Below are 12,229 nucleotides of genomic sequence, written 5' to 3'. Positions count from 1 at the left end.
CTCATCATCCGCAGCGGCAAATCCTTACCGCCACTCCACCTTGGTGATCTCATACGCCTTGGCGCCGCCGGGGGCGTTGACCTCGACGGTCGAGCCCTTCTTCTTGCCGATCAGCGCGCGCGCGAGCGGCGAGGTGATGGAGATGCGGCCCTTCTTGGCGTCGGCCTCGACCTCGCCGACGATCTGCCACACCGTCTTCTTCTCGGTGTCCTCGTCGACCAGCGTCACGGTGGCGCCGAACTTGATGGTGTCGCCGGACAGTTTCGAGATGTCGATGATGTCGGCGCGCGCGAGCTTGTCCTCGAGCTCGGCGATGCGGCCCTCATTGTGGGACTGCTCTTCCTTCGCGGCGTGATATTCCGCGTTCTCCGACAGGTCTCCGTGCGAGCGCGCCTCGGCGATATGCTCAATGATGCGCGGACGGTCCTCGGACTGGCGCTTCTTCAATTCTTCCCCGAGCGCGGCAAAGCCGCCCGCAGTCATCGGAACCTTTTCCATCTTCTCTCTCGTCCTTCGATCGCGCGCCCAAGAACACGAAAGGGCGCCCAACCTTGATTCGTCGGTCTTTCCGGAGCCCGATACGGGGGCCGCCGGACGTTGAAAGATATGGGCTTAGCGCCGGAACAGAACAACCACAACGGCCGGACAGTTCCTCGGGCCATTGTGACTTCATTGCCAGTCACTTAGCGGAAGCGTCGCCCCCGCTAGCGATCAGGTTTCCGAAAAGTAGCTCTGCAGGGTCCGAACCTCAAGGTCCCCGCCCAGATAGGCGCGGATGCCCTGCGCGGCCGCCACGGCCCCGGAAAGAGTGGTGTAATACGGCACTTTATGCAAGAGGGCCGCGCGCCGCAGCGATCGGCTGTCGGCGAGCGCCTGCGGGCCGTCGGTGGTGTTGAAGACGAGCTGGACGTCGCCATTGGTGATGGCGTCGACGATGTGCGGCCGCCCCTCAAGCACCTTGTTCACCTTTTCGGTCGGGATGCCCTGATCGGTCAGGAAGCGCGCGGTGCCCGATGTCGCCAGCACCTTGAAGCCGAGCGAATGCAATTCGCGAACGGCGTCCGCAATGCGCGTCTTGTCGCTCTCGCGCACCGAGACGAACACCGTGCCCTTGCGAGGGACCCGCGTGCCGCCGCCGAGCTGGCTCTTGGCAAAGGCGACCTCGAAGTTGCGGTCGATGCCCATGACCTCGCCGGTCGAGCGCATCTCGGGGCCGAGCACCGTGTCGACGCCGGGGAAGCGCGCGAACGGGAACACCGATTCCTTGACGCCGACATGCTTGAGCTTCGCCTTCTTGAGCTTGAAGTCGGCAAGCTTCTCGCCGGCCATGATGCGCGCGGCGATCTTCGCAACCGGCGTGCCGACCACCTTGGCGACGAAGGGCACCGTGCGCGAGGCGCGCGGATTGACTTCGAGCACGTAGATGTCGCCGTCCTTGATGGCGTATTGCACGTTCATCAGGCCGACGACGTCGAGGCCGAGCGCGAGCTCGCGGGTCTGCCGCTCGAGCTCGTCGATCATCTTGGCATCGAGCGAATAGGGCGGCAGCGAGCAGGCGCTGTCGCCGGAGTGAATGCCGGCTTCCTCGATATGCTCCATGATGCCGACGATGAAGGTGTCCTTGCCGTCGGAGAGGCAGTCGACGTCGACTTCGGTGGCGTCAGAGAGATAGCGGTCGAACAGCAGCGGGTTCTTGCCGAGCACCGTGTTGATCTGCCCGGTCTTGTCGTTGGGATAGCGCGCCTTGACGTCGGCCGGCACCAGCTCCGGCAGCGTGCCGAGCAGGTAATCGCTGAGCTGGTTTTCCTCGCGGATGATCTGCATCGCACGGCCGCCGAGCACATAGGACGGGCGCACCACCAGCGGCAGGCCGAGATCGGTCGCGACCAGGCGGGCCTGCTCGACCGAATAGGCGATGCCGTTTTTCGGTTGCTTGAGGCGGAGCTTGTCGAGCACGCGCTTGAAGCGGTCGCGGTCTTCGGCCAGGTCGATGGCGTCGGGGGAGGTGCCGAGGATCGGCACCTCGGCGGCTTCCAGCGCGCGCGCCAGTTTGAGCGGCGTCTGGCCGCCGAACTGCACGATCACGCCGTGCAGCGTGCCGTTGGTGCGCTCGGTCGCGATGATCTCCAGCACGTCCTCGGCGGTGAGCGGCTCGAAGTAGAGCCGGTCCGCGGTGTCGTAGTCGGTCGACACCGTCTCCGGATTGCAGTTGACCATGATCGTCTCGTAGCCGGCATCGGCCAGCGCGAAGCAGGCGTGGCAGCAGCAATAGTCGAATTCGATGCCCTGGCCGATGCGGTTCGGGCCGCCGCCGAGGATGATCACCTTCTTCCGGTCCGACGGCTGACTCTCGTCCGCGACTGTGCCGGCGAACGGCGACTCATAAGTCGAGTACATATAGGCCGTGGGCGAGGCGAATTCGGCGGCGCAGGTGTCGATGCGCTTGAACACCGGGCGGACGCCGAGCGCGTGACGCTTGGCGGTGATCTCGGTATCCGTGGTCTGCGTAAGCACCGCGAGCCGCGCGTCCGAAAAGCCCATGGCCTTCAGCGTGCGCATGCCGAAGGCATTGGCGGGAAGACCGCTCTTCTTGATCTTCTCTTCCATGTCGACGATGCCGCGCATCTCGCCAAGGAACCACGGGTCGATCTTGCAGGAGTTGAAGATCTCCTCGTTGGACCAGCCGAGCCGCATCGCCTGCGCGACCTGGAGCAGCCGGTTCGGCGTCGGCGTTCCGAGCGCGGCGCGGATCGCGTTCTTGTCGTCGCCCTGGCCGAGGCCGTCGATCTCGATCTCGTCGAGCCCGGTCAGGCCGGTCTCGAGCCCGCGCAGCGCCTTCTGAAGGCTCTCCTGGAAGGTGCGGCCGATCGCCATGACCTCGCCGACGGATTTCATCGACGTGGTCAGCGTGGTGGAGGCGCCGGGGAATTTCTCGAAGGCGAAACGCGGGATCTTGGTCACGACGTAGTCGATGGTCGGCTCGAACGAGGCCGGCGTCGCGCCGCCGGTGATGTCGTTGGCGATTTCGTCGAGCGTGTAACCGATGGCGAGCTTGGCCGCGACCTTGGCGATCGGGAAACCCGTTGCCTTCGAGGCCAGCGCGGACGAACGCGACACGCGCGGGTTCATCTCGATCACGACCATGCGGCCGTCTTCGGGATTGACGCCGAACTGCACGTTGGAGCCGCCGGTCTCGACGCCGATCTCGCGCAGCACCGCCAGCGAGGCGTCGCGCATGATCTGGTATTCCTTGTCCGTCAGCGTCAGCGCCGGCGCCACCGTGATGGAGTCGCCGGTATGTACGCCCATCGGATCGAAATTCTCGATCGAGCAGACGATGATGCAATTGTCCTTCTTGTCGCGCACCACCTCCATCTCGAACTCTTTCCAGCCGAGGACGGATTCCTCGATCAGGACTTCGTTGGTCGGGGACGCATCGAGGCCGCGCTCGATGATGTCGAGGAATTCTTCCTTGTTGTAGGCGATGCCGCCGCCGGTGCCGCCCATGGTGAAGGAGGGGCGGATGATCGCGGGCAGGCCGATCTCGGACAGCGCCATCATCGCCTGGCCCAGCGCATATTCCTGGTAGCGCTTGCGGCGGTCGCCTTCGCCGAGAGTCCATTGCCGGTCGTGCTCTTCCAGAGCCGCGCCCGACAGCTTCTCGCGTTCGGCCTGGTGTTTGTCGCGGAAGGACTTCTTCAGCGCCGAGGCGTTGGCGAGCCGCGACTTCGGCGTCTCGAGCCCGATCTTGGTCATCGCCTCCCGGAACAGCTGGCGGTCCTCGGCCTTGTCGATGGCATCGGCGGTCGCGCCGATCATCTCGACGTCGAATTTTTCCAGCGTGCCCTGCCGGCGCAGCGACAGTGCGCAGTTCAGCGCGGTCTGTCCGCCCATGGTCGGCAGCAGCGCGAAGCCGCCGGGAATGACGTGACGCTCCTTCTCGATGATTTTTGCGACGATCTCGGGTGTGATCGGCTCGATATAGGTCGCATCGGCCAATTCCGGATCGGTCATGATGGTGGCCGGATTGGAATTGACGAGGACGATGCGATAGCCCTCTTCCTTCAGCGTCTTCACCGCCTGCGTGCCCGAATAGTCGAACTCGCAGGCCTGGCCGATCACGATGGGGCCGGCGCCGATGATCAGGATGGTGGTGATGTCTGTACGTTTGGGCATCAACTCTCGCCGAAGTGGAATTTGGGCACAAAAAAAGGGCGCGCTGCTGCGCGTCCCTTTGGCCGAGAGCGCGTTGGTCTCCCTCGCGCGCGGACGGGTCTTAGACCAGTTTTCGGGACGGCGAAACCCCGAAAAACGCCCATCAACCGGCAATTTTGACGGGTTTTGGCCGGGCCTGCCAGCCACGGGCGAGATGCACCAGAAGCGAGGCCGCAACGCTCATTCCGCCGATCCAGCCGAGATCGTTTGGCGACATGGTGGCCAGCACCGCGCCCCCTAAGGCACCGCCGATGGCGAAGCCCAGATACATCGCGGAGGCGTTGAGCGAGAGGGCAATCATCGAGGCCTGCGGCTCGATCCGGATGATGCTGGCGATCTGGGCCGGGTAGAACGCCCAGCCCGAAATGCCCCAGAGGAAGATCGTGCCCAGCACCGCGTAATGGGCCTGGCCGGGCATCAATTTAAGGACCAGCGAATGCAGGATCAGCGCGCTGGCCATGCCGGCGAGGCCCAGGGCTGCGGTCGTCAGCGTGCCAAGCCGGTCGGCGAGGGCGCCACCGAGCATGTTCCCGATCGCGGCCGCGCCGCCAAACACCAGCAGTGCAAGGCTGATGTGCGACGCGTCGAAGCCCAGGCCGCGCAATGGGACGGCGAAATAGGTGAACACGGTGAAGCCGCCGAGCGCCCACAGGATGGTGATGACCAGCGCGATCAGGACGTTGCTGTGGCGGGCCACGGCCAGCCGCTCGCTGAGCGACGCCGTGTTCCGCGGCAGGCCGCGTGGCAGGCCGAGCAGCAGTCCGGCGAGCGCGACGGCGCCGATCAGGGCGACCATGGCGAAGGTCGCGCGCCAGCCGAACAGGCTGCCGACGAGATTGCCGAGGGGGACGCCGATCACGGTCGCAACCGTGAGGCCCGAGGTGACCAGCGCCACTGCGCGGCCGCGCCTTTCAGGGGCGGCGACGGCCACCGACACGGCGAGCGCCGTCGGCATGCACAGGCCGGAGCCCAGTGCCATCAGCATGCGCGCGGCCAGCAACAGGGCGTAGCTGGATGCCACCATGGCCGCGAGGTTGCCGGCGATGAAGGTCGTCAGCGCCAGGGCCAGCACGGTGCGGCGGTCGATGTTGTTCAGCGCCACCGCGAGGATCGGTGAGCCCACGGCATAGGTGAGGGCGTAGGCGGTGACCAATTGGCCGGCGGCTGAGACCGAAATCGACAGATCGGTCGCGATCGCCGGTAAAAGTCCTGCAATCACAAAGCCTTCGGTGCCGATCGCAAAGGCCGCCAGGGCCAGCCAGAAGACGCTCATTGGAGACAATCCCTATGTTCAATGCTTATTGAACTATCGAACCCAAAGCTTTTGGTGTCAATTGGTTCAAGAACTATTGAACATTGTCGCCGCATTGCTATGATTCCAGACCATGAGCCGCACGCCCCTCCATCCCACCCGCGAGCAGATCGAGCTGCCGATGGTTCTGGATTGCCTGAGCGATCCGATCCGATTGGCGATCGTGTACCAGCTCGCCCAGCAAGAACCTGTCAGCAGCGAACTCTGCTGTGGCGACTTCTACGCGCTCGCCGGCAAATCCAACCTCGCCTATCATTTCGCCAAGCTGCGCGAATGCGGTGTCATGCAGACGCGCGTCGCCGGCACCAACCGCTTCATGCGGCTGCGCCGCGAGGATCTGGACGCACGCTTTCCGGGTCTGCTCGATGCGGTGATCAGCTCTGCGGCGAAGGATGCGGAGCGGCTTCCGCTGGTTGCGGAGTGTGAAGTGGTCGAGGCCGATTGAAGCGGGAATAAAGTCCGTCTTCGCTTTCGCTTCGCTCCAGCTACGCCGGACACGCTTCGCCCCTGCGGGTCTTGCGTGGCTGCGCCACGCCCGGCTTCGCCCTTTGGGCTTCGCCGCGGCAGCCTTCGCCACGATAGGGCTTGCCGAGCCGAAGCTGGCGAAGCCAGCGAAGGCTGGAGACCCGGCCTGGATTTGAACCAGGATAAAGAGCGATGCACCGCTCTCGCGTAGACGCTTCCGCCACCGGGCCGTACGGATCATGTCCGATCGAGGTGCGACAAGCCACCTCAGGCGGTCGTTATGCTTAACGCACCAGAGGCGGCCGCGCGATGAAGGTCATGCGCCAGCGATTATGGCCGATATTGGTGTGGGCACGCTGGGCTGCGAAGCCGGCCGCCTTGAGCCTCTCGGTGATCTCGTCCTCGCTGTAGCGCTGCAACCCGATGCGCGAGCGCAGATGACGGTAATCCGACAGTGCGGTGCTGATCAGGCCTACAAGCGCGTCCTTCAGGAAGCCGTGCCGCAGGCCGAAGCTGAGCAGCGCCATCACGTCCCTGAACATGCCGACATCAGGCCGCAAGATATCGCCGAGCACCAGCTTGCCGGACGGAGTCAGCAATCGCCGGATATTGAGAAACGCGGCATCGAGCTCGTCCGGCGTCATGTATTGTGCGACCGAGTTCATCACCACGAGGTCGATCGACTGGTCCTGCATCTTGCGGACGTCGTCGAGCGAGCGGACACGGATTTTCGTGTTCGGCGCAAACCGCGCGATCAGCCGGCCGCGCACGCCCGGGGCGGGCTCGGCGAGGATCAGCTTGCCGCAGGCGGCCGCGACCTGGCTCGCCGACAGCGCCTCGCCGCAGGCATAGTCCAGCACGGTCGCCTCGGGCGAGGAGATGTAGCCGATGATGTCCCGCGCGATGATCTGGAAGTGCAAATCGCGATGCAGCTTGCTGACATAGATCGTATGCGTGGAGTCGTAGTAATCGATCCAATCGTCCATGGTATCCGAGGGCCCCGGCCAAGCGGTTCCTGCGAAGGAACCGGCGCTGCCCGCATGCGTTAGGGGTGCGACGGCGCGCCGTCAATGTCTGCGTCCTAACAGGAAGGTTTCCCGTGAGCAAAGCCCCCAGCAAGGTCTCTCCTGACCTCGACACCCCCACCGATCTGGCAGCCCCGGCGGTCAAAAAGGTCTCGGAGGCGCTGAACGTGCTTCTGGCCGACGCCTTCGCGCTGTACCTCAAGACCAAGAATTTCCACTGGCATATCAGCGGCCGGCATTTCCGCGACTACCATTTGCTGCTGGACGAGCAGTCCGATCAGATTTTTGCCACCACTGACCAGCTCGCCGAGCGCGTCCGCAAGATCGGTGGCACCACGCTGAAGTCGATCGGCCAGGTCGCAAAGCTCCAGACCATCAAGGACAACGACGAGGACTACGTGCCGCCGCGCGAGATGCTGCGCGAGCTGATGCAGGACAACAAGCACGTGGCTGTCGCCATGCGGAAGGCGCACGAGGTCTGTGATGACGCCGGCGACGTCGCCAGCGCCAGCATCCTCGAGAACTTCATCGACGAGACCGAGCGCCGCACCTGGTTCCTGTTCGAAGCCACTCGCCAGGAAGGCGCCAACGAGGCGTAGGCAGCGTAGTAGGGTGGTTAGCCGAAGGCGTAATCCACCACGTCTATCTCGACGGAAACAGAAGAGGTGGGTTACGCTTCGCTAACCCACCCTGCGGCCTCCGCCCTCGTAGCTACCGCCACAACCGCATCAACGCCCCATCCTTGCCCGTCACCGGATCGGCCGGCGGCAGCGCGACATCAAGAATCGTCTTCAGCGCGCGGGCGTGGTTCTCTGCCGTTGCCCGCGTGATCTCCATCTTGCTGCCAGGTGGATAGGCGCCGATCACGCAGAAATCACCGCTCGCCTTGATGCATCGATGCCCGGTGCCGGCCGGCAGGATCGCGACGTCGCCTGCCTTGATCTCCAGCTCCTGCCCACGATCGCCACCGAAACGAACCCGCGCACTTCCACGCGCAACGCCGAGCACCTCATGCACTGTCGCGTGATAATGCAGATAGTCGTAGACGCCGTTGCGCCACGTGCCGACCCAGCCGTTGACCTCGAACAGGTTTTCGATGGTCTCTTCCGGCTGCTTGGGATCGAGCTTCACCACGTCCTGGTAGACGAGGAAGGGGAGGATGTTGTTTGGCACGAGCCCATCGTCTTCGAACACGATGGCGAGTGGCTCGGCATTGTCGCGGACGGCGGACATGGCGGGGCTCCTGCGTGAACGTAGCAGGAAATCAACGAAAAGCGTGCAGCGCCGTTCCTCTGACGAAAAAGCCCGGGACCATGCCCGGGCTTGATGTCGTGGATGTCGTTGATGGGCGCCTTACGCGCTCTTCTTCTGCCGCATCAGATCGGCGAAGCGCCGGAACAGGTAGTGCGAGTCGCGCGGACCGGGTGAGGCTTCCGGATGGTACTGCACCGAGAACACCGGCTTGCCGTCGAGCTGGATGCCGCAATTGGAGCCGTCGAACAGCGAGATGTGGGTCTGCGTCGCGCCCTTCGGCAAGGTCTTCTCGTCCACGGCAAAACCGTGGTTCATCGAGGTGATCTCGACCTTGCCGGTGGTCTCGTCCTTGACGGGATGATTGGCGCCGTGATGGCCCTGATGCATCTTCCTGGTCCTGGCGCCGACGGCAAGGCCCAGCATCTGGTGGCCGAGACAGATGCCGAAGGTCGGCGTGCCGGACTTGATCACGTCCTGGATAACAGGCACGGCGTATTTGCCGGTCGCGGCTGGATCGCCCGGACCGTTGGACAGGAACACGCCGTCCGGCTTCATTGCCAGGATGTCCGCGGACGAGGTCGTCGCCGGCACCACCGTCACCTTGCAGCCGACGCCGGCGAGCAGGCGCAAAATGTTGCGCTTGATGCCGTAGTCGATGGCGACGACGTTGAACTCGGTCTTGTCCTGGCGGCCAAAGCCCTTGTCCCACAGCCAGGGCGTCTCATCCCAGGTGAAGCGCTGGCCGCTTGTGACCATCGGCACGAGGTCCATGCCCTCGAGGCCCGGCCATTCGCGCGCTTCTTCCTTCAGGCCATGCAGGTCGAACTCGCCGTTCTTGGCGTGCGCGATCACGGCGTTGGGCATGCCCTTGCTGCGGATCAGCGCGGTCAGTGCGCGGGTGTCGATGCCGGAGAGGCCGATGATGCCGCGCGCCTTGAGCCAGGCGTCGAGATGCTTGGTGGCGCGGTAGTTCGAGGGATCGGTGATCGCGGTGCGCAGGATCACGCCGCGCGCACCTGGCGTCGCGGCCATGTTCACCGTCTCGATGTCTTCCTCGTTGGTACCGACATTGCCGATATGCGGGAAGGTGAAGGTGATGAGCTGGCCGGCATAGGAGGGATCGGTGAGGATCTCTTCATAGCCGGTCATCGCGGTGTTGAAGCAGACTTCACCGACGGCGTGGCCTTCGGCGCCGAGACCAAAGCCTTCGAGCACCGTGCCATCGGCGAGCACGAGGAGCGCGGTCGGTTTATGGTCCGGCCAGGCGGGATCGTTGTCATGTTGTGTCATGAGCCCGCTTCATAAGCCCCCCGCGCGCCTCCGTCAAAGCGGGAGAGGCTCGATTCACATGCGTTTTTGCATATTTGACAGCCCATCTCGGCCACTTAAGCTTGGGCGCACAATTTCCGGCAATTCTTGGGGCTTACGAGGCAATAATGGACCAGACCACCCCGCTTCTGCTGGTTCCGGGGCTGGCCTCCTCGGCCCGGATCTATGCCCCGGTGATCCCGGCGCTGTGGCGGTTCGGCCCGGTCATGGTCGCCAACCATATCCGTGACGACAGCATGGCCGCGATCGCCCGGCGGGTGCTGAGCGAGGCACCGCCGCGCTTCGCGCTCGCCGGCCATTCCATGGGCGGTTACATCGCGCTCGAGATCATGCGCCAGGCGCCCGAGCGGGTGACAAAACTCGCGCTGATCAACACCCAGGCCCGGCCCGACACGCCGGAAGCGACGCAGCGCCGCCGCGGCCTGATGGAACGGGCGAAGCGCGGTGAATTACGCGCGGCGCGCGAGGAGATGTTTCCCGAACTCGTGCATCCCTCACGCCGCGATGATGCCGGCATTCGCCAGCTCGTGCATGAGCAGGGCGAGGACGTCGGCGCGGAAGCATACATCCGGCAGCAGACCGCGATCATCGCGCGGGTGGATTCACGGCCGACGCTGGCGACGATCACATGCCCGACGCTGGTGCTGACGGGCGATCAGGACAATACGATTCCGAATGCGTTTTCGAAGGAGATGGCAGAGGGGATCGCCAGCGCAAAGCTGGTCGTTTTGGAGCGTTGCGGGCACCTGCCGCAGCCGGAACAGCCCGAGGCAACAGTGCGGGCGCTGACGGAATGGCTTCAAACCCAGGTTGTCTCAGGAGCGCGAACGGCCTAGATCAGGCGTCGGATATTCGAAGGGATCACGATCATGCTGCGCGACGACATCAACAATGCGGTCAAGGAGGCCATGAAGGCCAAGGACGAGCGCAAGCTGTCCACGCTGCGCATGGTGAACTCGACCATCAAGAACGCCGACATCGAGGCCCGCGGCAACGGCAAGCCGCCGCTGACGGACGCAGACCTGCTCGGCGTCTTCCAGAAGATGATCAAGCAGCGCCAGGAATCGGTCGAACTCTACGACAAGGGCGGCCGTGCCGAACTCGCAGCGCAAGAGCGCGAGGAGATCGCGGTGATCTCGGCCTATCTGCCGAAGCAGATGTCGGACGACGAGGTCAAGAAGGCGATCTCGGACGCGATCGCCGAGACCGGCGCCGCCGGCATGAAGGACATGGGCAAGGTGATCGCGGTGTTGCGGGCGAAGTACGCCGGGCAGATGGATTTCGGCAAGGCGAGTGGCCTCGTGAAAGCCGCGCTGACGGGCTGATCCGTCATTCCGGGGCGACGCGTAGCGTCGAACCCGGAATCCATCGTGCTGCTGAATCCGTTGCTCAATGGATTCCGGGCTCGTGCTCCGCGCGCCCCGGAATGACAAGAAGAAACAGGGGAGGCAACCGATGACCGCCGTCAAACCGTTCCGCATCGCCATCAGCGACGGCGTCCTCTCCGACCTCAAATCGCGCCTTGCCCGCACACGCTGGCCGGAGGCTGAGCTGGTCGATGACTGGAGCCAGGGTGCGCCGCTGAAATGGATCCAGGAGATCTGCGGCTACTGGGCTGATGGCTATGACTGGCGCACTCGCGAGGCAAAGCTCAACCGCTTCGAGCAGTTCACCACCGAGATCGACGGGCTGGATATCCATTTCCTGCATGTGCGCTCGAAGGAGCCGGCCGCACTGCCCCTGATCATCACCCACGGCTGGCCCGGCTCGATCGTCGAATTCCAGAAGGTGATCGCACCGCTGGTCGATCCGGCCGCCCATGGCGGTAATCCCGCGGATGCGTTTCACGTGATCTGTCCGTCGTTACCGGGCTTCGGCTTCTCGGCGAAGCCCAAGACCACCGGCTGGGGCGTCGACCGCATCGCCGCGACTTGGGCCAAGCTGATGGACCGGCTCGGCTATATCAGCTACGGCGCGCAAGGCGGCGACTGGGGCTCGGCGGTGACGACCTCGCTCGGCGCGCAGGATGCCGGGCATTGCGCCGGCATCCACATCACGCTCGCCTTCAACGCCGCGCCGAAGGTCGAGGGCGAGCCGACGGTGGAGGAGAAGCGAGCGCTGGCCGGCCTCAAGCATTATGTCGATCTCGACTCCGGCTACTCCAAGCAGCAGTCGACGCGGCCGCAGACGCTTGGCTACGGGCTGACGGATTCGCCGAGCGGGCAGGCCGCCTGGATCCTGGAAAAATTCTGGGCCTGGACCGATTGCGACGGTCATCCCGAGACCATCTTCACCAAGGACGAGCTGCTCGACAACGTCATGCTCTATTGGGCGACGGCGACGGCGACGTCCTCGGCGCGGCTCTATTGGGAAAGCTTCGGCAAGCGCCGAACGACGCCCAAGGTCACGGTGCCCACGGGCGTCGCGGTGTTCCCCAAGGAGATCATCACGCCGGTGCGGCGCTGGATGGAGCCGAATTTCTCCAGCATCACGCATTGGAGCGAGATGGAGAAAGGCGGCCATTTCGCCGCCTTCGAGCAGCCGGAACTGTTTGTGCGCGATGTCAGGAAGTTTTTCGCTACGGTGCGGTAACTCTCTCGGTCATTCCGGGGCTTGTCCCGAGCACTCA

General features: G+C 64.3%; 11 protein-coding genes. 5 read left to right on the top strand and 6 right to left on the bottom strand.

Annotation, left to right across the window (positions count from 1 at the left end; translation table 11 throughout):
• Positions 1 to 24: 24 nt before the first annotated feature.
• The 3 genes from greA to AC1RR3_RS28745 all read right to left on the bottom strand — a co-directional run bounded on the left by greA (position 25) and on the right by AC1RR3_RS28745 (position 5,488).
• Entirely contained in the window at positions 25 to 498 is a 474-nt protein-coding gene (gene greA, locus AC1RR3_RS28755; protein ID WP_007596674.1) for a transcription elongation factor GreA, read from the bottom strand.
• Positions 499 to 711: 213 nt separating this feature from the next.
• A complete protein-coding gene (carB, locus tag AC1RR3_RS28750) occupies positions 712 to 4,176 on the bottom strand; it encodes a carbamoyl-phosphate synthase large subunit (RefSeq protein ID WP_492826974.1) in 3,465 nt (1,154 codons plus the stop codon).
• Between the two features lie 142 nt (positions 4,177 to 4,318).
• Positions 4,319 to 5,488 carry an MFS transporter gene (locus AC1RR3_RS28745; RefSeq protein ID WP_492826972.1) on the bottom strand — a complete coding sequence of 390 codons (1,170 nt, stop codon included), beginning with the start codon at positions 5,486 to 5,488 and terminating at the stop codon, positions 4,319 to 4,321.
• A 112-nt stretch (positions 5,489 to 5,600) separates the two neighbouring features.
• On the opposite strand from AC1RR3_RS28745, the gene AC1RR3_RS28740 reads away from it, so the two are divergent.
• The gene (locus AC1RR3_RS28740; RefSeq protein WP_492826970.1) at positions 5,601 to 5,972 is read left to right on the top strand and encodes an ArsR/SmtB family transcription factor; all 372 of its coding nucleotides are present in this window, start codon (positions 5,601 to 5,603) and stop codon (positions 5,970 to 5,972) included.
• A 304-nt stretch (positions 5,973 to 6,276) separates the two neighbouring features.
• On the opposite strand, the gene AC1RR3_RS28735 is transcribed toward AC1RR3_RS28740, so the two are convergent.
• Complete coding sequence (locus tag AC1RR3_RS28735; RefSeq protein WP_492826968.1) at positions 6,277 to 6,978, bottom strand: class I SAM-dependent methyltransferase; 702 nt, start codon at positions 6,976 to 6,978, stop codon at positions 6,277 to 6,279.
• A 113-nt stretch (positions 6,979 to 7,091) separates the two neighbouring features.
• Between AC1RR3_RS28735 and AC1RR3_RS28730 the strand changes: the two genes are divergently transcribed.
• Positions 7,092 to 7,616 carry a Dps family protein gene (locus tag AC1RR3_RS28730; protein WP_492826966.1) on the top strand — a complete coding sequence of 175 codons (525 nt, stop codon included), beginning with the start codon at positions 7,092 to 7,094 and terminating at the stop codon, positions 7,614 to 7,616.
• Positions 7,617 to 7,728: 112 nt separating this feature from the next.
• Here AC1RR3_RS28730 and AC1RR3_RS28725 read toward each other — a convergent pair whose 3' ends face one another.
• Both AC1RR3_RS28725 and carA read right to left on the bottom strand, forming a co-directional pair.
• A complete protein-coding gene (locus AC1RR3_RS28725) occupies positions 7,729 to 8,250 on the bottom strand; it encodes a cupin domain-containing protein (protein ID WP_492826964.1) in 522 nt (173 codons plus the stop codon).
• Between the two features lie 120 nt (positions 8,251 to 8,370).
• Entirely contained in the window at positions 8,371 to 9,561 is a 1,191-nt protein-coding gene (gene carA / locus AC1RR3_RS28720; RefSeq protein WP_492826962.1) for a glutamine-hydrolyzing carbamoyl-phosphate synthase small subunit, read from the bottom strand.
• Between the two features lie 146 nt (positions 9,562 to 9,707).
• Between carA and AC1RR3_RS28715 the strand changes: the two genes are divergently transcribed.
• From AC1RR3_RS28715 to AC1RR3_RS28705, 3 genes are all read left to right on the top strand, one after another.
• Complete coding sequence (locus tag AC1RR3_RS28715) at positions 9,708 to 10,436, top strand: alpha/beta fold hydrolase (RefSeq protein ID WP_492827164.1); 729 nt, start codon at positions 9,708 to 9,710, stop codon at positions 10,434 to 10,436.
• 33 nt (positions 10,437 to 10,469) lie between these two features.
• Positions 10,470 to 10,925, top strand: coding sequence for a GatB/YqeY domain-containing protein (locus AC1RR3_RS28710; protein WP_492826960.1), 456 nt, complete (start codon positions 10,470 to 10,472; stop codon positions 10,923 to 10,925).
• A gap of 130 nt (positions 10,926 to 11,055) precedes the next feature.
• Complete coding sequence (locus AC1RR3_RS28705; RefSeq protein WP_492826959.1) at positions 11,056 to 12,192, top strand: epoxide hydrolase family protein; 1,137 nt, start codon at positions 11,056 to 11,058, stop codon at positions 12,190 to 12,192.
• The last annotated feature ends 37 nt before the right edge of the window (positions 12,193 to 12,229 follow it).

Source organism: Bradyrhizobium sp. GW821-FHT13H05 (assembly GCF_058804065.1).
The sequence above is the reverse complement of the archived record's forward strand: the minus strand, read 5'-3'. Positions and strand labels throughout refer to the sequence as shown.